The organism is Pseudomonas sp. SWRI77 (assembly GCF_014269105.1).
Classification (GTDB): Bacteria; Pseudomonadota; Gammaproteobacteria; order Pseudomonadales; family Pseudomonadaceae; genus Aquipseudomonas; species Aquipseudomonas capeferrum.
Map to the genome: position 1 here is coordinate 60,477 of NZ_JABWRV010000010.1, position 20,743 is coordinate 81,219.

Consider the following 20,743-nt stretch of genomic DNA (forward strand, 5'->3'; position numbering starts at 1 on the left):
AGTGCCGCTGGTCCCCGTGTGGGCTGCCAGCGGTCGTTGTTTTTCTACTTCACCTCGGTGGTGGCGAAGTTGTTGTTGGTCAGAGGGTTGATCACGTAACCCTCCACGTTCTCACGCATGGCGGTAAATATCTTGGGGTGGGCCATGCTGATCCAGGGCTGGTCGTCATCGTACACCTTCAATGCCTCGCTATAGAGCCTTGCACGCTCGCCGTTGTCGGTCACCTGACGGGCCTGGTTGATCAGCGCCTGGAATTTCGAGTTGCACCAGCGTGCGTAGTTCTCGCCATTTTTCGCCGCCTCGCAACTGAGCAGCGGGGTGAGGAAATTGTCCGGGTCGCCGTTGTCGCTTGCCCAGCCTGTGGAAACCAGGTCGGCCTCGCCTTTTTTGGCCCGGCGCAGCATCTCTGCCCACTCCATGACGCGAATGTCGAGCTTGATGCCGACCTTGGCCAGGTCGGCCTGGAGCATTTCCGCCGACAGCCGTGGGTTGGGGTTGGTCGGGCCACCGCCGCTGCGGGTGAACAGGGTGATGACCGTACCGTCTGGCACACCGGCCTGTTTGAGCAGCGCACGTGCCTGGTCGAGGTCGCGCGGTGGGTTTTGGTTGTCGCGGTTGAAGCCGATCATGCTCGGCGGATAGGGGTTGATGCCGACCACGGCATTGCCTTTGCCGAACAGCTGGTCGACGTGGGCCTGGCGGTCGAAGGCCATGTTGATGGCTTTGCGCACACGCACATCGCTGAGGTATTTGTGTTCGGTGTTCATGGCGATGTAGCCGGTGACCAGTGCTTCGGTATTGGCCACCTTGAGCTTGGGGTCGGCCTTGATCGACGGCACGTCCTCAGGCTTGGGGTACAGCGCCACCTGGCATTCGTTGGCGCGCAGCTTTTGCAGGCGTACGTTACTGTCGTTGGCGATGGCGAAAATCAGGGCATCGGCCGGTGGCTTGCCACGGAAATAGTCCGGGTTGGGCTTGTAGCGGACCTGGGCGTCCTTGTTGTAGCGCTGGAAGATGAACGGGCCGGTGCCGATCGGCTTGCTGTTGAGGTCGCCGGTCTTGCCAGCCTTGAGCAACTGGTCGCCGTACTCGGCGGAGTAGATCGAGGTGAAGCCCATGGCCATGTCGCGCAGAAACGGTGCTTCAGGGCGGGTCAGGGTGATGACCACGGTACGATCGTCGGTCTTGTCCACCGACTTGAGCAATTTGCCAAAGGCCATGCTTTCGAAATACGGGTAGCCGACGCTGGTCTTGTCGTGCCAGGGGTGTTGCGGGTCGAGTTGGCGGCGCAGGCTCCACAGCACGTCATCGGCATTGAAGTCGCGGGTAGGGGTGAAGTAGTCGGTGGTGTGGAACTTCACCCCCTGGCGTAGGTGGAAGGTGTAGGTCAGGCCATCAGCTGAGATGTCCCAGCGCTCGGCCAGGGCTGGCTGTATGTCGGTAGTCCCAGGTGTGAAATCGACCAGGCGATTGAACAGCGTTTCGGACGAGGCATCGAACGTCACGGCGGTGGTGTACTGGACGACGTCGAAACCCTCGGGGCTGGCTTCGGTACACACCACCAGCGGCTTGGCCGCAAGCGGCGCGGCGCTGCCCAGGATGAGCGCTGCCAAGGCAGCGTGGAGCGGTAGCGATTTCATGAGTACTCCCTGCAAACATTGATTCCAGCGTAGCCGCCACGGCCTGTTTTTTTCAGTGGGTGAGGCAGGCCGTGGCGTCATCGGTCAGAGGATGTTGAACGGAATGGTGGTCACCAGGCGGAACTCGTCCAGGCTGCCATCGGCCTGCGCCTTGCTGGCGCGGTGCGCGGTGTAGGTGGCGCGGATGCTGGTGTCCTTCAGCGGGCCGCTCTGCACGGCGTAGCTGGTGCCGATGCCCCACTCGTAGTGGGTCTCGCCGTCCATGCCGTTGACGTCATAGGCAGTGCCCCGGTAATGGGTGCCATCGATGCCCCAGCCGCGTGCGTTGTACAGGTTGAACTTGAGGCCCGGCACGCCATACGGCGCCATGTTCAGCACATAGGAAAGCTGCAGCGATTTCTCGTTCGGGCCGTTGAAGTCCGAGAGCAGCGAGTTGGCCAGGTAGATGCCGTTGGTTTCGTGCAGGTAGTCGAAGTACTCGTTACCGTTGACCTGTTGCCATGACGCGCTGAGGGTGTGGGCCTGGTGGGTGAGGGCGAGCGACAGGCTGTAAGTGTCGTTGTCGATCTCGCCCATCTTCTTGCTGCCTGCATCCACGGTCTTGTAGTAGTTCAGGCCGGTGCTCAGGCTGAGCACGGCGCTGTCGCCCAGCACGTGGTTGGCGCCGAAGTAGTACTGGTTCCAGAAGTCGTCGACCTTGGTGGCATACAGGCTGGTGCTCAGGCTTTTGAACGGCTGGTAGTTGACCCCGGCAGTGCTGGCGCGGTCGGTCTCGACGCCGGCGGCGCCGTACTCGGAGCGGAACTTGCTGAGGCTTTGTTCGGTTCGGGGCGAGACGCGATCGAAGGTGCCCAGGTCGAACGACAGGTTGTCGAATTCGGCGCTGTGCAGGAAGGCGCCCTGGAAGCTCGATGGCAGGGCGCGGTTGCCAATGTAGGCGATCATCGGCGTGTCCACCGACTGGCGGCCGAGAGTGAGCGTGGTGTTGGACACGCGGGCCTTGATGTTGCCCAGGCCCAGCTTGCTCCACTGGCCGACGGGGTCGCCGTCGCTGTGGGTCAGCGTGCGGTTGTTGGGCCCGGCGATTGCCTCGCGGCTCTGTTGCAGGGCAATGGCATTGTAGCCGGCGGCTTCGACGGCAATACCGACGGTGCCTTGGGTAAAGCCCGAGCTGTAGTTGAGGATGGTGCCCTGCAGCCAGTTCTCGCGGCTGTGGGTGTCGTGGCGAGTACCGTCGCGCTTGTAGTACTTCCAGAGCGGGGCGCGGGTGGCGCGCTCGCGGGCATACCAGTTACGAGTGCTGCCAGAGACGCTTTGGCCGTCGATGAAGCCGGTTGCCTGGTCTTGTTCACTGCTGGTCTTGAGGCTGAGTGGGACGTAGGCCTGGCTTTGGGGTTCGGCTTCGGCCACGGAGCAGACGCTACCGAGGGTCAATGCCAGTGCGGTTGAGGTGAATAGTCTCAAGGTGAAAACTCCCTTTCCTTTTTCTAGTTATTACCGGCCTTGTGAGCCGGGCGTGTTGCTGCGGTGTTGCCAGAGTTGCCCGGGGTTGCCGGGCTAATCAGGGGGAGGGGTGTTGTTTGTAGCGGCTAGTACCTAATCAACACTCACACCGGAAAAATTGTTGCGGCCAAAGGGGCTGACCTTGAAATCGGCAACCTTGATGCTGATCGGCTGGTTCACCGTGGAGTGCGCCACCGGGGTGATTGGCACCTGTTGCTTGAGCCGCTGCTGGGCCTGCCGGTAGAGGGCGGTGCGTTGTTCGCGGTCGGTCACCTGCTTGGCTTGCTTGACCAGGCTGTCGTACTGCGGGTCGCACCACCGGGAGTAGTTGTTGCTGCCGATGGCGTCGCAGTTGTAGAGGGTGCCGAGCCAGTTGTCGGGGTCGCCGTTGTCACCGGTCCAGCCGATCAGGGCAATGTCGTGCTCGCCGCTTTTCATGCGCTTGAGGTATTCACCCCACTCGTAGCTGACGATACGTACCTTGAAGCCAAGCTTGCTCCAGTCGGCCTGGAGCATCTCGGCCATGAGCTTGGCATTTGGGTTGTAGGGGCGCTGCACGGGCATGGCCCACAGGGTGACTTCGGTGCCTTCCTTGACCCCGGCCTGCCTGAGCAGTTGCTTGGCTTTTTGCGGGTCGAAGGGCGCGTCCTCAAGGCTGTCGTCATAGGACCACTGGGTCGGTGGCATGGCGTTGACTGCGCGCTGCCCGGAGTCCTGATACACCGCCTGAAGGATCGCCTGCTTGTTCACCGCCATGTCCATGGCCTGGCGCACTTGCAGGCGGTCGAACGGCGGGTGCTGGGTGTTGTAGGCGATGTAGCCGAGGTTGAAGCCAGGTTGCTGCAGCACTTCGAGTTTGTTATCGGCCTTGAGCGCCGGCAGGTCGGCGGGGCGCGGGTGCAGGGTGACCTGGCATTCGTTGCGCCGCAGCTTCTGGATACGTACCGAGGGGTCGATGTTGATCGAAAACACCAGGTTGTCGATTTTCACCTGGCCCGGCGCCCAGTACGCCTTGTTGCCCTTGAAGCGGATCTGCGAATCCTTCTGGTAGCGCTGGAACACGAACGGTCCGGTGCCGATGGGCTGCTGGTTGATGTCGCTGGGGCGCCCGTTGGCCATCAAGTGCTCGGCGTACTCGGCGGACAGCACCGAGGCGAAGCTCATGGCCAGGTTCTGCACGAAGGCGGCGTCGACCTTGTTCAGGGTGAACATCACGGTCAGCGGCCCGGTCTTTTCGAGGCGGGCGATATTCTTGTCCAGGCCCATGCTGACGAAGTACGGGAATTCGGTGGGGTAGGCCTGACGGAACGGGTGGCCCTTGTCGAGCATGCGGTTGAAGGTGAACAGCACGTCGTCGGCATTGAAGTCGCGGCTGGGGCTGAACGCCTTGTTGGCGTGGAACTTCACCCCCTCACGCAGGTGGAAGGTGTAGCGCAGCCCATCGTCGGACACGTCCCATTGGGTGGCCAGGGCCGGCTGCACCGCCGTGCCACCGCGCTCGAACTCGACCAGGCGGTTGTACAGCGGTTCGGCGGCGTCGTTGTCAGTGGCGCTGGTGTACTGGGCCGTGTCGAAGCCGGCCGGGCTGCCCTCGGAGCAGAACACCAGGTTTTTTGCGAACAGGGCCGGGGAGAGGCTTATCAGGCCCAGCGCGAGCAGGGTCGAAAGGGGGGTGGCAGGGCGCATGGCAAGTCCTTGTTGGTCTGTTTCGCCGCCTCGGGGTACGAATGGCGGCAACAGTTCGCCGATCCCGCTGCGGATGGCGGCGGGGCGGTATGCTGTGATCGGATCTGGTGGGGCTGGCACCCGCCGCCTGGCGGGTGCCGGGATCTACCCTATTTGTCCACGCTGACGCCGTAGAAGGCGTTCAACGCGAACGGGCTGATCTTGAAGTCCTTCACCTTGGCGCTCATGGGCTGGTACACGGTGGAGTGGGCAATCGGGGTGATCGGCACCTGCTCCTTGAGGATGTGCTGCGCCTGCTGGTACAGCTCGGTGCGCTTGGCCTGGTCCGAGGTGGCCTTGGCCTGCTTGATCAGGTCGTCGTAAGGCTTGTAGCACCACTTGGAGAAATTGTTGCCGTCGACGGCATCGCAGCCGTACAGGGTGCCCAGCCAGTTGTCCGGGTCACCGTTGTCGCCGCTCCAGCCAATCAGCATGGCGCCTTGTTCGCCGCCTTTTGAGCGCTTGATGTACTCGCCCCATTCATAGCTGACGATTTTTGCCTTGATGCCGATCTTGGCCCAGTCGGCTTGCAGCATTTCAGCCATCAGCTTGGCATTTGGGTTGTACGGGCGTTGCACCGGCATGGCCCACAGGGTGATCTCGGTGCCTTCCTTGATGCCGGCTTGCTTGAGCAGCTGTTTGGCCTTTTCCGGGTCGTAGGTGGCGTCCTTGATACTGTCGTCATAGGACCACTGGGTGGGCGGCATGCCGTTTACCGCCAACTGACCGGCACCCTGGTAAACCGATTCGATGATTTTCTTCTTGTCCACCGCCATGTCCAGTGCCTGGCGCACTTCGAGTTTGGCCATGGGGTTGGGTGCGTCGCTGCCCTTGATCTTGTCCATCACGTTGTAGGCGATGTAACCGAGGTTGAAGCCGGCCTGATGCGGCATCTGCAGGTTCTTGTCGGCCTTGAGCGGCTCGATGTCCGCCGGCCGCGGAAACAAGGTGACCTGGCACTCGCCCTTTTTCAGCTTCTGCATGCGCACCGAGGCATCGGTGGTGATGGCGAAGATCAGGTTGTCGATCTTCACGTCCTCGGGTTTCCAGTAGTCCTTGTTGCCCTTGAAACGGATCTGCGCGTCTTTCTGGTACTTGCTGAACACGAACGGGCCGGTGCCGATCGGCTTCTGGTTGAGGTCGGCGGCCTTGCCCCCCTTGAGCAACTGGTCGGCGTACTCGGCCGACTGAATGGAGGCGAAACTCATCGCCAGGTTCTGGATGAACGCGGCGTCGACGTCGTTGAGGGTGAACTTGACCGTGTGTTCGTCGACTTTCTCCAGCTTGGCAATGTTCTTGTCCATGCCCATGTCGGTGAAGTAGGGGAACTCGGTGGGGTAGGCCTTACGGAACGGGTGGTCCTTGTCGAGCATGCGGTTGAAGGTGAACAGCACGTCGTCGGCATCGAACGGGCGGCTTGGCTTGAAGTAGTCAGTGGTGTGGAACTTGACCCCTTCGCGCAGGTGGAAAATGTAGGCCTTGCCGTCGTCGGACACTTCCCATTTTGTCGCCAGGCCCGGAATCACGGCGGTACCGCCACGTTCGAACTGGGTCAGGCGGTTGAACACGGTCTCGGCCGAGGCGTCGAAGTCGGTTCCCGTTGTGTACTGCCCTGGGTCGAAGCCGGCGGGGCTGCCTTCGGAGCAGAACACCAAGTTGGACGCCGCGTGGGCGTGGGGGGCGCCAGCGAGCAAACCTGCGCCAAGCAGGAACGGAATGACTGCGTGTTTGAGCATGGTGGCCTCATTGTTGTCATTTTTGATTGAGGTGGCCTCGTGAGCCGACCTGAGGATACTTATGCAGGGGCTATTCCCAATGCAACACTCGGAAGGACAGTTGGCGCCAGAAATGTGGTACGACCGTACATGGATGTCGCATCAGTATAACTTTTGGCGAAGTTAAACGTTTGCGAGGGCAAAATGATGGCTTTTTGCTGAATGTTACGAGGGGGAGGAATTGTAGGCATGCACCGCCAGGGTGCGTAGGAAATGTCTGAAAATGCTAAAAGTGGCCATGCTGCGGGGCTGGCCAGAAGGGGGCGCAACGCGCCCCACTGTGCCTCAAGGCATCTGAACTTCGATCAAGCCATCGGCATTCATGCTGACTTCGCTGGTGCCCGCCTCGATATCCGGCGCCGGTGCCGCTTCGTCACCCGCCATAGCCTTCATGGCCATCGGTGCGCTGCGCATATAAGGGCGCGGGTAACCGCTGCTGTTGAGGTTCAGGTTGACCACTTTGTAGCCCTTGCCACCCAGTGCCTCGGTGGCCAACTGTGCGCGTGCCTTGAAGGCATTGACGGCGTCCTTGAGCAGGTCGTCCTCGCTGGCCTTGCGCGTGGCCGGGGCGATGGAGAAGTCCATGCCGCCCATTTTCAGCGCTTGCAACAGGTCGGCGGTCAGTTGCGACAGGGCTGGGAAGTTGGCGCTCTCCAGTCGCAGCTCGGCACGTTCACGCCAGCCGGTGATCTTTTGCCCTTTGCTGTCGTACACCGGGTAGCTGTTGCGGCTGCCCTGGCTGATCTTCACATCCTTGACCTGGCGAGACTGCTGTACAGCCTTGTTCATGGTCTCGGTGATCTCTTTGGCAAGCTTGCCCGGGTCGGTGTTCTGCGCTTCGCTGTAGAGGGTCACGACCATCAGGTCGCGCGGCACTTCCTTGCTGACTTCGGCACGCAGCGATACCTGGTTGTAGCGCGGCTCTTCGGCCGCCAGCGCAGGCAGGCTGGCGAGCAGCCCGCACGACAGGATCAGGGCAGTGCCGCGACGAGGGATTTGCATGTAAGACTCCTTGGCAATAAAAGGGCGTGGGATCTGGTCTCCATTCCACGCATGGCCCATCAGACCGGGAACAGTGTAGTGGGTTCAAAAGTGCCACTATGCACCTGTGACAAAGTGTGGCGCTTTGCCGCATCGCTGCAGTGAGGCGCCCGGCTTCGGTATACTCCAGCCGATTTTCTGGAGCACTCATCAGGAGAGCTCATGCTCGCTGACGTACAACCGTTGTCCGCTACCCGTCAGAACCTCTGGCGCCTGACTGTCATCCGCGTGCTGGTCCTGGCTGCCCAGGCAGGCTCGGTGGGCGTCGCCTACTGGACCGACCTGCTGCCCTTGCCATGGTTTTCGCTGGCAGCAACGCTGGCCCTGTCGTCCATCCTGTGTGCGTTCACCGCGTTGCGCCTGCGCCTGTCGCTGCCGGTCACTGAACTTGAGTATGCACTGCAGCTTGCCTGCGACCTGTTGATCCACAGTGCCTTGCTGTATTACTCCGGCGGCTCGACCAACCCGTTCGTTTCCTATTACCTGGTGCCGCTGGCCATTGCCGCGGTGACCTTGCCCTGGCTCTATTCGTTGATCCTTTCGGGCATCGCGCTGACGGCCTACAGCTTGCTGCTGGTGCAGTTCTACCCGCTTGAAGGGCTGCCTATGGCGCGGGACAAGATGCAGGTCTACGGCATGTGGCTGAGCATCGCCCTGGCGGCCGCAGTCATCACCTTCTTTGCCGCGCGCATGGCCGAGGAGCTGCGGCGCCAGGAACAACTGCGCTCCGAGCGCCGTGAAGAGAGCCTGCGCGATGAGCAATTGCTGGCCGTGGCCACCCAGGCCGCCGGCGCTGCCCATGAGCTGGGCACACCGCTGGCGACCATGAGCGTACTGCTTAACGAAATGCGCCAGGACCACCCCGACCCTTTGTTGCAGGAAGACCTGCAGATCCTTCAGGACCAGGTCAAGCTGTGCAAGGAAACCTTGCAGCAACTGGTGCGTGCCGCCGAGGCCAATCGCCGCCTGGCCATGGTCGAGCAGGACGTCACCGTCTGGCTGGACGAGGCGCTCAACCGTTGGCACCTGATGCGGCCCGAAGCCAGTTACCGCTTCCAGCGCCTCAGGGACGGCCAGGTACCCCGCCTGACGCCGCCACCTGACCTGACCCAGGCCCTGCTGAACCTGCTGAACAATGCAGCCGACGCGTGCCCGGACGACCTTGAGGTGCGCCTGGACTGGGACGCCGAGGACATTGTCATCAGCATTCGTGACCATGGCCCTGGTGTGCCCCCGGCAATCGCCGAAGCGATTGGCAAACCCTTTATTACCACCAAGGGCAAAGGCTTCGGCCTGGGCCTGTTCTTGAGCAAGGCCAGCGTGACGCGTGCGGGCGGTTCGGTGAAACTCTATAGTCATGAGCAGGGTGGCACCCTGACCGAACTGCGCCTGCCCCATGGCAAGCGAGGAGATGAATGATGAGTGAAGATATCCAGGTTGAAGGCGAAGAGCTGCCGCACCTGCTGCTGGTGGATGACGATGCCACCTTTACCCGGGTCATGGCACGCGCCATGAGCCGCCGCGGGTTCCGCGTGAGCACCGCAGGCTCGGCTGAGGAGGGGCTGATCCTGGCCCAGCAGGACCTGCCGGACTACGCCACGCTGGACCTGAAGATGGAAGGTGACTCAGGGTTGGTGCTGTTGCCCAAGCTGCTGGAGCTGGACCCGGAGATGCGGGTGGTGATCCTCACCGGTTACTCGAGCATCGCCACCGCAGTCGAGGCGGTCAAACGCGGTGCCTGCAACTACCTGTGCAAGCCGGCCGATGCTGACGATGTACTCGCGGCGCTGCTTTCCGAGCACGCTGACCTGGATGCCCTGGTGCCGGAAAACCCGATGTCGGTCGACCGCCTGCAGTGGGAGCACATCCAGCGCGTGCTGAACGAACACGAAGGCAATATCTCGGCCACGGCGCGGGCGTTGGGCATGCACCGGCGGACCTTGCAGCGCAAGCTGCAGAAGCGACCGGTTCGGCGCTGACCCGTTCGCCGGGCAAGCCCGCTGCCACACATTGTGGGAGCGGGCTTGCCCCGCGAAAGGTCCCTGGCTGTCAGACACTTCTCTGTATCGCATCCCGATCCCCGCAACTCGCAGCCGTTGACGTATCATTAGCCCCCTGACGGCAACTCCCTGCAGGATCGCATGCTCGCCCTTCTTATCCAGACGCTGAACATCACGGCGCCCGTTTTCGCCATGCTGTTCATGGGCATACTGCTCAAACGCATCCACCTGATCGACGACAACTTCAACCGTGTCGCGTCGCAGCTGGTGTTCAATGTCTGCATGCCGGCGCTGCTGTTCCTGGGCATCTACCACGCCGACCTGGCGGCCGCGGTCAAACCCGGCGTCATCCTGTATTTCGTCGCTGCCACCCTGGTTGGCTTCGCCGTGGCCTGGGGGCTGGCCCTCTGGCGTTGCCCGCCGGCAGACCGCGGCATCTACACCCAAGGCGCATTTCGCGGCAACAACGGCGTGATCGGCCTGGCGCTGGCCGCCAGCCTGTACGGCGACTACGGTATCTCGCTAGGGGCGGTGCTGGCAGGCCTGGTGATCCTCATGTACAACTCGCTGTCGGCGGTGGTGCTGGCGGTGTACAGCCCGGACCTCAAGTCTGACCCGTGGAGCATCTGCAAGAGCATCTTCAGCAACCCCTTGATCCTCAGCGTGCTGGTGGCAACGCCCATGGCCTACGGCCAGGTGCCGCTGCCCAACTGGTTGCTCACCTCGGGCGACTACCTGGCGCAGATGACCCTGCCGCTGGCGCTGATCTGCATTGGCGGTACCCTGTCGCTGGCGGCGCTGCGTGACAGTGGCAGGCTGGCGATCGATGCCAGCCTGGTGAAGATGGTCTGGTTGCCGCTGGTCGGCACGTTGGGTGCCTGGCTGTGCGGTTTCCGCGGTGCCGAGCTGGGCATCCTGTTCCTGTACATCGGCAGCCCTACCGCAGCGGCCAGCTACGTGATGGCACGGGCGGCCAATGGCAACCATGAATTGGCTGCCTCGATCATCGTGATCACGACGCTAATGGCGGCGATCACCACCAATATCGGTATTTTCATCTTGCAGTGGGGCGGATGGATCTAGATCCTTGACTGCAAATAACAGCAATAACACTGCCTCACTGAGCTAAAGGACACTTCATGCAAGACCAGAGCACGCCCGAGCGCTTGCAGCGCGGGTTGAAGAACCGCCATATCCAGCTGATCGCGCTGGGTGGGGCCATCGGCACGGGGCTGTTTCTGGGGATCGCCCAGACCATTCAGCTGGCTGGCCCTTCCGTTTTGCTGGGCTATGCCATTGCCGGCCTGATGGCCTTCTTCATCATGCGCCAGCTTGGCGAAATGGTGGTCGAAGAGCCGGTCGCCGGCAGCTTCAGCCACTTTGCCCACCAGTACTGGAGCGAATTCGCAGGCTTCGTCTCGGGCTGGAACTACTGGGTGGTGTACGTGCTGGTGGGCATGGCCGAGCTGACGGCGGTGGGCATCTATGTGCAGTACTGGTGGCCAGATTTCCCTACTTGGGCTACGGCGGCGATCTTCTTCGTGGTCATCAACCTCATCAACCTGACGCAGGTGAAAGTCTACGGTGAGATGGAGTTCTGGTTCGCCCTGGTCAAGGTGGTGGCCATCGTCAGCATGATCGGCTTTGGTGCCTGGCTGCTGAGCAGCGGCCATGGCGGCCCGGATGCCAGCGTGGCCAACCTGTGGCAGTACGGTGGTTTCTTCCCTAACGGCGTCACTGGCCTGGTCATGGCCCTGGCCGTGATCATGTTCTCCTTCGGTGGGCTGGAGCTGGTGGGGATCACCGCTGCCGAGGCGGACAACCCGCGTCAGAGCATCCCCAAGGCCACCAACCAGGTGGTCTACCGCATCCTGATTTTCTACATTGGCGCCTTGGCGGTGCTGCTGTCGCTGTACCCATGGCAGAAGGTGGTGCAGGGGGGCAGCCCGTTCGTGATGATCTTCCATGAGCTGGACAGCGACCTGGTGGCGACGATCCTCAACGTCGTGGTGTTGACGGCTGCGCTGTCGGTTTACAACAGTTGTGTCTACGCCAACAGCCGCATGCTGTTCGGCCTGGCCAGCCAGGGCGATGCGCCGCGTCAGTTGCTCAAGGTCAGCCGCAGTGGCGTCCCGCTGACGGCGCTGGGCGTTTCGGCGTTCGCCACCGGCCTGTGCGTACTGATCAACTACCTGATGCCGGGGGAAGCCTTCGGTTTGCTGATGGCCCTGGCGGTGTCGGCGCTGGTGATCAACTGGGCGAGCATCAGCATTACCCACCTGAAGTTCCGCAAGGCCAAGCTGGGCGCGGGCATTACCCCGTTTTATCAGAGCTGGGGGCACCCGATTACCAATTACCTGTGCCTGGCGTTCATCGTGCTGATTCTGGTGGTGATGTACCTGACGCCGCCGATTCGTATTTCGGTGATGTTGATTCCGGGTTGGATCGCGGTGCTGTGGGTGGCGTTCCGGTTGAAGAAGGCGCGGCAGGCCAAGGGGTGAGGGGCTGACAAGCGCCTGGCTCGATCTCACAGGCGCAGCAAACCGCAAGGCATGCACCTGGCAGCCATCACGCTACCCCTTACGGCACCTCAATGCTGTCGGCGCCAGGCGCGCACGGTGGTATACAGCAACACCACCGCTAGCACCGGCAGCACATAAAACAGCATGAGCCGTTCCAGGCGCCCGGCCAGTGGCATGCCGGTGGTGAAGGCCACCACATGCAGCCCATAGGCCAGGTACAGGCAAAGGAACACCAAGCCTTCAGCGCGGGTAATCCGGTACCCCGAATAAAACACCGGCAGGCTTAGCGCCGCCACACCCAGCATCACCGGCAAGTCAAAGGCCAGTGCGTTGGGTGAGATCGACAGCGGCTCTGGCGTGATCAGCGCAGTCAGCCCCAATACCCCCAGCAGGTTGAACAGGTTGCTGCCGATCACCGTGCCCACGGCGATCTCCCGTTCGCCGCGAAGGGCGGCGATCATCGCCGCCGCCAACTCTGGTAGCGACGTGCAGACCGCCACCACGGTCAGGCCGATGATGCGTTCGGACAGCCCCAGGTCGGTCGCCACCTCGACGACGGCTTCCAGCAGCAGGTGCCCGGCCAGGCTCAGCAGGCCAAGGCCGAGGGCAATCTGCAACAGGGCGCCAGACCAGAAGCGTGCGCCGCTGACGGTGATGACGCTGGGCGCGGGGTAGGTGCGGGCGTAATGCCGCGATTGGTGCCAGAGCATGCCCAGGTAGCCCACCAGTGCCAACAACAGCAGCAGGCCCTCCCAGCGGCCCAGGTAGCCATTGGCGGCGAGCGCATACACCAGCGCGCTGGCGACGATCATCAGGGGGATATCCAGGCGCACCAGCTGGCGTGATACGCGCAGCGGGATGATCAGCGCGGCCAGGCCGAGAATCACCAGCACGTTGAAGATATTGCTGCCGATCACGCTGCCGACTGCGACATCGGGTGCGCCTTGGTAGGCAGCCTGCAGGCTGACGGTGAGCTGCGGCGCGGTGCTGCCGAAGGCCACCAGGCTCAGGCCGATGATCAATGGCCGCACGTGCAGGCGCAGGGCCAGGCGCAGGGCCACACGTACCAGTAGCTCTGCACCGCAGGCCAGCAGCACGAGGGCGACGCCCAGTTGCAGGAGGCTGAAGGTGGGAAGGGTGGCGAGGTCGAAAATGGTCGGGCTCCAGTCGGTCAGTCGCTCAGACCTTGTACCCGGACGCGCGCCGTTCCGCTACGGAGCATGCCAATTTTTTCTGCTGCGGCGCGTGACAGGTCGATCAGCCGGCCACGTGTGTGCGGGCCGCGGTCGTTGATGCGCACCACCACGCTGCGTTGGTTGGCAAGGTTGGTGACCAGCACCTTGCTGCCGAAGGGCAGGCTGCGGTGAGCGGCGGTGAGGGCATGCTGGTTGAAAGGCTCGCCACTGGCCGTGCGTTTGCCGTGGTGGCGGGCGCCGTAATAAGAGGCGGTACCGGTCTGGTTGTAGCCGCGAGGGTCGATGTCGTGGCTGGCGCAGCCGGCCAGCAGGGAGAAGAGTGCGAGGGTGCCGAGGGATCGTTTTAGCAAGTCGAAAGCTCCGGTGCTGCCGTTGGGGCTGCTGTGCGGCACTTCGCGGGGCCAGTCGGATCGCCGCACCGCCGCTCCCACAGGTACTGGGCTGCGCAATACCTGTGGGAGCGGCGGTGCGGCGATCCGACTGGCCCCGCGAACGAGGGCAAAGCCCTCGCCGCATTTTTCAGCTCAGCCTTCGAGCTTGGCTTTGAGCAATTGGTTCACTTGCCCAGGGTTGGCCTTGCCCTTCGACGCTTTCATCGCCTGGCCGACGAAGAAGCCGAACATCTTGCCACGCTTGGCCTCGTCGGCGGCGCGGTACTGTTCGACCTGTTCGGCGTTGGCAGCCAGCATCTCGTCGAGCATCGTCTCGATTGCACCGGTGTCGGTAACCTGCTTCAGGCCACGGCTTTCGATGATGCTGTCGGCATCGCCTTCACCGGCGGCCATGGCTTCGAACACGGTCTTGGCAATCTTGCCGCTGATGGTGTTGTCGCGAATCCGCAGCAACATGCCACCGAGCTGCTCGGCACTGACCGGCGCCTGGTCGATCTCGATGCCCAGCTTGTTCAGCAGGCTGCCCAGCTCGACCATGACCCAGTTGGCGGCCAGCTTGGCGTCGCCGCCAATCTTCACCACTTCTTCGAAGTAGTCCGCCTGTTCACGGCTGGAGGCCAGCACGTTGGCGTCGTAGGCCGACAGGCCGTACTGGCTCTGGAAGCGCTCGACCTTTTGCGGTGGCAGCTCGGGCAAGCCGGCACGGATGGTGTCGAGGAAGCTGTCCTCGATGACCACCGGCAGCAGGTCCGGGTCGGGGAAGTAACGGTAGTCGTTGGCTTCCTCCTTGCTGCGCATGGAGCGGGTCTCGTCCTTGTTCGGGTCGTACAGGCGGGTTTCCTGGATGACCCTGCCACCGTCTTCGATCAGGTCGATCTGGCGCTGGATCTCGCTGTTGATCGCACGCTCGATGAAGCGGAACGAGTTGACGTTCTTGATCTCGCAGCGGGTGCCGAACTCGGCCTGGCCCTTGGGGCGGATCGACACGTTGCAGTCGCAGCGCAGCGAGCCTTCGGCCATGTTGCCGTCGCAGATGCCCAGGTAGCGCACCAGGGCGTGGATGGCCTTGACGTAGGCCACGGCCTCCTTGGCGCTGCGCATGTCCGGCTCGGAGACGATTTCCAGCAGCGGCGTGCCGGCACGGTTCAGGTCGATGCCGGTAGAGCCGCTGAAGTCTTCGTGCAGGCTCTTGCCGGCGTCTTCTTCCAGGTGCGCACGGGTAACCCCGATGCGCTTGATGGTGCCGTCTTCCAGGGCGATATCCAGGTGGCCCTTGCCGACGATCGGCAGCTCCATCTGGCTGATCTGGTAGCCCTTGGGCAGGTCGGGGTAGAAGTAGTTCTTGCGCGCGAACACGTTGCGCTTGCCGATCTCGGCGTCGATCGCCAGGCCGAACATGCAGGCCATGCGCACGGCTTCCTGGTTCAGCACCGGCAGTACGCCGGGCATCCCCAGGTCAACCAGGCTGGCCTGGGTATTCGGCTCGGAGCCGAAGGTGGTGGCGCTGCCGGAGAAGATCTTCGACTGGGTAGCGAGCTGGGTATGAATTTCCAGCCCGATCACAACTTCCCATTGCATGTGTGAACTCCTCAGAAGCCGTTGGGGGCACGGGTGTGCCAGTCGGTCACTTGCTGGTAGCGGTGCGCGACGTTGAGCAGGCGGCCTTCCTGGAAGTACGGCGCCAGCAACTGCACGCCAACGGGCAGGCCATCGACGAAGCCGGCCGGCATCGACAGGCCGGGCAGGCCTGCCAGGTTGGCGGTGATGGTGTAGACGTCTTCAAGGTAGGCGGCGACTGGGTCGCTGCTCTTGGCGCCGAGCTTCCAGGCCGGGTTCGGCGTGGTCGGGCCAAGGATCAGGTCGACGTCGTTGAACGCGGCCATGAAGTCGTTCTTGATCAGGCGGCGGATCTGCTGCGCCTTGACGTAGTAGGCGTCGTAATAGCCGGCCGACAGGGCGTAGGTGCCGACCATGATGCGGCGCTGCACTTCGGCGCCGAAGCCTTCGCCACGCGAACGCTTGTACAGGTCGGTCAGGTCTTTGGGGGCTTCGCAGCGGTAGCCGAAACGCACGCCATCGAAACGCGACAGGTTGGAGGACGCTTCAGCGGGCGCGATCACGTAGTACGCCGGGATGGCATGCTGCATGTTCGGCAGGCTGATTTCCTTGACCACGGCGCCGAGCTTTTCCAGCTCCTTGACGCTGGCTTGCACGCGTTCGGCGATGCGCGGGTCGAGGCCGGCGCTGAAGTATTCCTTCGGCAGGCCAATGCGCAGGCCTTGCAGCGAGGCGTTGAGTTTGGCGCTGTAGTCCGGCACCGGTTCTTCGATGCTGGTGGAGTCCTTGGCGTCGAAACCGGCCATGCCTTGCAGCAGCAGCGCGCAGTCTTCGGCGGTACGGGCCAGTGGGCCGCCCTGGTCGAGGCTGGAGGCGTAAGCGATCATGCCCCAGCGCGAAACACGACCGTACGTCGGTTTCAGGCCGGTCAGGTTGGTCAGCGCTGCCGGCTGTCGGATCGAGCCGCCGGTGTCGGTGCCAGTGGAGGCTGGCAGCAGGCGCGCGGCGACGGCAGCAGCCGAGCCACCGGACGAGCCGCCAGGCACGTGCTCGAGGTTCCACGGGTTTTTCACCGGGCCATAGTGGCTGGATTCGTTGGCCGAACCCATGGCGAATTCGTCCATGTTGGTCTTGCCCAGGGTGACCATGCCGGCTTCGGCCAGCTTGGCGACCACGGTGGCATCGTACGGCGCCTTGAAGTTGTCGAGCATCTTCGAGCCGCAGCTGGTGCGTACACCGTTGGTGCAGAACAGGTCCTTGTGGGCGATCGGCGCGCCCAGCAGTGCCCCGGCCTCGCCAGCGGCGCGGCGGGCGTCGGCGGCACGGGCCTGGCCCAGGGCCAGCTCTTCGGTGACGCTGATGAAGCTGTTGATTTGCGGGTCGAGTTGCTTGATGCGCGCCAGCAGGGCGCCCGTCAGCTCTTCGGAGGAAAACGACTTGTCGGCGAGTCCGCGGGCGATCTCGGCCAGGGTCAATTGATGCATGGCAGGCTCTATCCCTTACTCGATGACTTTGGGAACCAGGTACAGACCGCTTTCGGTCGAGGGTGCGATGGCCTGGTAGGCCTCGCGCTGGTTGCTTTCGGTGACCTGGTCGGGACGCAGTCGCTGGCTGGCCTCCAGGGGGTGGGCCAGGGGCTCGATGCCCGTGGTGTCGACCGCTTGCATCTGGTCGACCAGCCCGAGAATGCTGTTCAGTGCATCGGTAATACGTGGCAGTTCGCCATCATTCAGCCCCAGACGGGCCAGATGGGCGATCTTTTCCACGTCGCAGCGTTCAAGCGCCATGGGGATCTCCAAGGGGAACAAAGAACGGAATAAGGTCCGTGATGAGGAACATGTCGGCATTCTGGCGGTCATACGGCCGCGATCATCTGCTGGCGTGCTCGGAAAAACGACCAATTTAACATATTGGCTCCTTGCCCAAAATCCCTGCCATTGTTAGAGTTTGCCGCACTTTTTTACCCACGCTTTCCCCAGGGTCACTTTCCCATGTTCAAGAAACTGCGTGGCATGTTTTCCAGCGATCTTTCCATCGACCTGGGTACTGCCAACACCCTTATTTACGTGCGTGAGCGCGGTATCGTCCTGAATGAGCCCTCGGTTGTTGCCATCCGTACCCATGGCAATCAGAAAAGCGTCGTCGCCGTCGGTACCGAAGCCAAACGCATGCTGGGCCGTACGCCCGGCAACATTGCTGCCATTCGTCCGATGAAGGACGGCGTCATCGCCGACTTCAGCGTTTGTGAAAAAATGTTGCAGTATTTCATCAACAAGGTTCACGAGAACAGCTTCCTGCAGCCCAGCCCTCGCGTGCTGATCTGCGTGCCGTGCAAGTCGACCCAGGTAGAGCGCCGCGCGATTCGCGAGTCGGCCCTGGGTGCCGGTGCCCGCGAAGTCTTCCTGATCGAAGAGCCCATGGCCGCCGCCATCGGTGCCGGCCTGCCGGTTGAAGAGGCCCGTGGCTCGATGGTCGTCGATATCGGCGGTGGTACCACCGAAATCGCGCTGATCTCCCTCAACGGTGTGGTCTATGCCGAATCCGTGCGGGTTGGCGGCGATCGCTTCGACGAAGCCATCGTCACCTACGTGCGCCGCAACTACGGCAGCCTGATTGGCGAGTCCACCGCCGAGCGTATCAAACAGGAAATCGGCACCGCCTACCCGGGCGGCGAAGTGCGCGAAGTCGATGTCCGTGGTCGTAACCTGGCCGAGGGCGTACCGCGTGCCTTCACCCTGAACTCCAACGAAGTGCTCGAAGCGCTGCAGGAGTCGCTGGCGACCATCGTTCAGGCGGTCAAGAGCGCCCTGGAGCAGTCGCCGCCGGAGCTGGCCTCCGACATCGCCGAGCGCGGCCTGGTGTTGACCGGTGGTGGCGCACTGCTGCGCGACCTCGACAAGCTGCTGGCCCAGGAAACCGGCCTGCCGGTGATCGTCGCCGAGGACCCGCTGACCTGTGTCGCCCGTGGCGGCGGTCGCGCCCTGGAGATGATGGACAAGCACGCGATGGACCTGCTCTCCAGCGAGTGATCCTGCTCGCGGCTCATGAGCGCCCGGTTTACAGGTAGCACGCACAGTGCTACCTGTATGCGCTGGGCTGGCGTCCGTTTGGGCGTCGTTTCCGTCAACCCGCAACCAGGCTGGTGCGTTGTCCCATGTCCAATGACCTCCTGAGTCGTCCACGAGGAACGGCCCATTAAACCGCTTTTCTCCAAGGGCCCTTCGCTGGGCGTTCGTCTGCTCGTATTGGTGGTGCTGTCGATCGCGTTGATGGTGGTCGATGCGCGCTTTGCCGTGCTCAAGCCTGTGCGCAGCCAGATGGGCATGGTGTTGATGGAATCGTACTGGATCACCGATTTGCCGCAGCGCTTGTGGCAAGGCGTGGCGGGCCAGTTCGGCAGCCGTACCGAACTTATCGCGGAAAACGAAAAGCTCAAGACCGAGGCCCTGCTGTTGCAGGGGCGCCTGCAGAAGCTGGCGGCCCTGACCGAGCAGAACGTGCGCTTGCGTGAGTTGCTCAATTCTTCGGCCCTGGTCAACGAAAAGGTCGAAGTGGCCGAGCTGATCGGCGTCGACCCCAACCCGTTCACCCACCGCATCCTGATCAACAAGGGTGAGCGCGATGGTGTGTTCCTCGGCCAGCCGGTGCTCGACGCCCGCGGCCTGATGGGCCAGGTGGTCGAATTGATGCCTTACACCTCGCGGGTGCTGTTGCTGACCGATACCACCCATAGCATTCCGGTGCAGGTCAACCGCAATGGCCTGCGCGCCATCGCCAGCGGTACCGGCAACCCGGAGCGCCTGGAGCTGCGCCATGTGGCCGATACCGCCGACATCAAGGAAGGCGACCTGTTGGTCAGCTCCGGTATGGGCCAGCGCTTCCCGGCCGGCTACCCGGTGGCCACGGTCAACGAAGTGATTCACGACTCCGGCCAGCCGTTTGCCATTGTCCGCGCCATCCCTACCGCCGCACTCAACCGCAGCCGCTACATGCTGCTGGTGTTCAGTGACCGGCGTACCCCGGAACAGCGCGCCACTGACGCGGCGATTGCGCAGGAAGAGGCCGACCGCAAGGGCACCGCGGTGGGTGTTCAGCCTGGCGCCAATGGCGAGCAGGCCGCACCTGCCGGTACCGCAACCGCGCCCGTCGCGCCCGCAACCCCGGCAGCCCCTGCCACGCAGCCCGCCGCTGCGCCTGTAGCGCCCGCTCAACCCCGGAGGCAATGATGGCTGCATCACGCCGCAACAACGGCTGGGTCATCTGGCTGACATTCGCCGTTGGCTTGCTGCTCAGCGTCTCGCCCATGCCTCAGTTCATGGAAGTGTTCCGGCCCATGTGGCTGGCGCTGCTGGTATCGTTCTGGACCCTTGCCGTGCCGAGCAAGGTCGGCATGACCACGGCCTTCGTGCTGGGCCTGGCCGAGGATGTGCTGTATGGCACGTTGCTTGGGCAGAACGCGCTGATCCTGACCCTGATCACCTTCCTGGTGCTGTCGCTGCAGCAGCGCTTGCGCATGTTCCCCATGTGGCAGCAGAGCCTGGTGATCCTGGTGATCTTCGGCATCGCCCAGCTGATACAGCTATGGCTCAGCGCGCTGACCGGCAACCGCCTGCCGACCCTGGCTCTGGTGTGGTCGGCGGTCATCAGCGCCTTGCTCTGGCCATGGATCAGCTTTGCCCTGCGCGACCTGCGCCGACGCTTGCACATAAATTGACGGCGTTGCCGCGACTGACAGGGAGATGTCTACATGAACCCGTTTTACCTGGCCTCTGGCTCGCCCCGTCGTCGTGAACTGCTGACCCAGATCGGCGTACCGTTCACTACAGTAAGCGCCCCCATCGATGAAACCCCGCTGGCCAATGAAGGTGCCCAGGCCTATGTCGAGCGCCTCGCCCGGGCCAAGGCCGAAGCTGGCCTTGCCAGCCTGAAGGGCCCGGCGGTGGTGCTGGGCGCAGACACCGCAGTGGTCCTCGATGGGCGTATTCTCGGCAAACCGGAAAACCGTGAACATGCCTTGGCCATGCTGGCCGACTTGTCTGGCCGCGAACATCAGGTATTGACCGCTGTCGCCCTGAGCGATGGCGCACGCACCCTGAGCCTGTGCGTCACCAGCAATGTGCGCTTTCGTGCCATCAGCGCCGATGAAGCAGCGCGCTACTGGGCCAGCGGTGAGCCTGCCGACAAAGCCGGCGGTTATGCCATCCAGGGGCTGGGCGCAGTGTTCGTCACCGGCCTTGCAGGCAGTTACTCTGCGGTGGTGGGTTTGCCGCTGAGCGAGACCGCCGAGCTGCTCGCCGGGTTCGGCATCGCCTGCTGGCAACTGCCTGCGCTTTCTCCAGAGGTAACAAAGCCGCAGTAGCCAGCGCTGCCTGCGCGATCCATCATTATCCAA

18 protein-coding genes are annotated in these 20,743 nt (G+C 62.9%); 8 read left to right on the top strand and 10 right to left on the bottom strand.

Annotated features, from left to right (window positions below; all coding sequences use genetic code 11):
- Positions 1–44: 44 nt before the first annotated feature.
- The 5 genes from HU766_RS12185 to HU766_RS12205 all read right to left on the bottom strand — a co-directional run bounded on the left by HU766_RS12185 (position 45) and on the right by HU766_RS12205 (position 7,645).
- Complete coding sequence (locus tag HU766_RS12185; protein ID WP_186657027.1) at positions 45–1,640, bottom strand: ABC transporter substrate-binding protein; 1,596 nt, start codon at positions 1,638–1,640, stop codon at positions 45–47.
- Positions 1,641–1,724: 84 nt separating this feature from the next.
- Positions 1,725–3,104: an OprD family porin gene (locus HU766_RS12190; protein WP_033701134.1), complete on the bottom strand. Its 1,380-nt coding sequence runs from the start codon at positions 3,102–3,104 to the stop codon at positions 1,725–1,727.
- 132 nt (positions 3,105–3,236) lie between these two features.
- Positions 3,237–4,829 carry an ABC transporter substrate-binding protein gene (locus tag HU766_RS12195; protein ID WP_186657030.1) on the bottom strand — a complete coding sequence of 531 codons (1,593 nt, stop codon included), beginning with the start codon at positions 4,827–4,829 and terminating at the stop codon, positions 3,237–3,239.
- A gap of 149 nt (positions 4,830–4,978) precedes the next feature.
- The gene (locus HU766_RS12200) at positions 4,979–6,604 is read right to left on the bottom strand and encodes an ABC transporter substrate-binding protein (protein ID WP_047581369.1); all 1,626 of its coding nucleotides are present in this window, start codon (positions 6,602–6,604) and stop codon (positions 4,979–4,981) included.
- Between the two features lie 324 nt (positions 6,605–6,928).
- On the bottom strand, positions 6,929–7,645 hold the full coding sequence (locus tag HU766_RS12205; protein ID WP_186657034.1) for an SIMPL domain-containing protein: 717 nt from the start codon (positions 7,643–7,645) through the stop codon (positions 6,929–6,931).
- Positions 7,646–7,846: 201 nt separating this feature from the next.
- On the opposite strand from HU766_RS12205, the gene HU766_RS12210 reads away from it, so the two are divergent.
- The 4 genes from HU766_RS12210 to HU766_RS12225 all read left to right on the top strand — a co-directional run bounded on the left by HU766_RS12210 (position 7,847) and on the right by HU766_RS12225 (position 12,185).
- The gene (locus HU766_RS12210) at positions 7,847–9,103 is read left to right on the top strand and encodes an ATP-binding protein (RefSeq protein ID WP_033701130.1); all 1,257 of its coding nucleotides are present in this window, start codon (positions 7,847–7,849) and stop codon (positions 9,101–9,103) included.
- Positions 9,103–9,663, top strand: a complete 561-nt coding sequence (locus tag HU766_RS12215) for a response regulator transcription factor (RefSeq protein ID WP_033701129.1) — start codon at positions 9,103–9,105, stop codon at positions 9,661–9,663. The genes HU766_RS12210 and HU766_RS12215 overlap by 1 nt, the downstream gene beginning before the upstream one ends.
- A 162-nt stretch (positions 9,664–9,825) precedes the next feature.
- Entirely contained in the window at positions 9,826–10,767 is a 942-nt protein-coding gene (locus HU766_RS12220) for an AEC family transporter (protein WP_033701128.1), read from the top strand.
- 56 nt (positions 10,768–10,823) lie between these two features.
- A complete protein-coding gene (locus HU766_RS12225) occupies positions 10,824–12,185 on the top strand; it encodes an amino acid permease (RefSeq protein WP_033701127.1) in 1,362 nt (453 codons plus the stop codon).
- Positions 12,186–12,274: 89 nt separating this feature from the next.
- On the opposite strand, the gene HU766_RS12230 is transcribed toward HU766_RS12225, so the two are convergent.
- The 5 genes from HU766_RS12230 to gatC form a co-directional block, all read right to left on the bottom strand.
- On the bottom strand, positions 12,275–13,318 hold the full coding sequence (locus HU766_RS12230) for a calcium/sodium antiporter (RefSeq protein WP_033701126.1): 1,044 nt from the start codon (positions 13,316–13,318) through the stop codon (positions 12,275–12,277).
- Positions 13,319–13,377: 59 nt separating this feature from the next.
- The gene (locus HU766_RS12235; RefSeq protein ID WP_186657038.1) at positions 13,378–13,752 is read right to left on the bottom strand and encodes a septal ring lytic transglycosylase RlpA family protein; all 375 of its coding nucleotides are present in this window, start codon (positions 13,750–13,752) and stop codon (positions 13,378–13,380) included.
- Positions 13,753–13,926: 174 nt separating this feature from the next.
- Positions 13,927–15,372, bottom strand: a complete 1,446-nt coding sequence (gene gatB / locus HU766_RS12240; protein ID WP_033701124.1) for an Asp-tRNA(Asn)/Glu-tRNA(Gln) amidotransferase subunit GatB — start codon at positions 15,370–15,372, stop codon at positions 13,927–13,929.
- Between the two features lie 11 nt (positions 15,373–15,383).
- A complete protein-coding gene (gene gatA / locus HU766_RS12245) occupies positions 15,384–16,835 on the bottom strand; it encodes an Asp-tRNA(Asn)/Glu-tRNA(Gln) amidotransferase subunit GatA (RefSeq protein ID WP_186657042.1) in 1,452 nt (483 codons plus the stop codon).
- 15 nt (positions 16,836–16,850) lie between these two features.
- Complete coding sequence (gene gatC, locus HU766_RS12250) at positions 16,851–17,138, bottom strand: Asp-tRNA(Asn)/Glu-tRNA(Gln) amidotransferase subunit GatC (protein ID WP_027595588.1); 288 nt, start codon at positions 17,136–17,138, stop codon at positions 16,851–16,853.
- 204 nt (positions 17,139–17,342) lie between these two features.
- On the opposite strand from gatC, the gene mreB reads away from it, so the two are divergent.
- The 4 genes from mreB to HU766_RS12270 all read left to right on the top strand — a co-directional run bounded on the left by mreB (position 17,343) and on the right by HU766_RS12270 (position 20,710).
- Positions 17,343–18,380, top strand: coding sequence for a rod shape-determining protein MreB (gene mreB, locus HU766_RS12255; protein ID WP_003255163.1), 1,038 nt, complete (start codon positions 17,343–17,345; stop codon positions 18,378–18,380).
- Between the two features lie 165 nt (positions 18,381–18,545).
- The gene (mreC, locus tag HU766_RS12260; RefSeq protein ID WP_186657172.1) at positions 18,546–19,577 is read left to right on the top strand and encodes a rod shape-determining protein MreC; all 1,032 of its coding nucleotides are present in this window, start codon (positions 18,546–18,548) and stop codon (positions 19,575–19,577) included.
- Positions 19,577–20,065, top strand: a complete 489-nt coding sequence (gene mreD / locus HU766_RS12265; protein WP_186657045.1) for a rod shape-determining protein MreD — start codon at positions 19,577–19,579, stop codon at positions 20,063–20,065. The genes mreC and mreD overlap by 1 nt, the downstream gene beginning before the upstream one ends.
- A 33-nt stretch (positions 20,066–20,098) precedes the next feature.
- Positions 20,099–20,710: a Maf family protein gene (locus HU766_RS12270; RefSeq protein WP_186657048.1), complete on the top strand. Its 612-nt coding sequence runs from the start codon at positions 20,099–20,101 to the stop codon at positions 20,708–20,710.
- Positions 20,711–20,743: the final 33 nt, after the last annotated feature.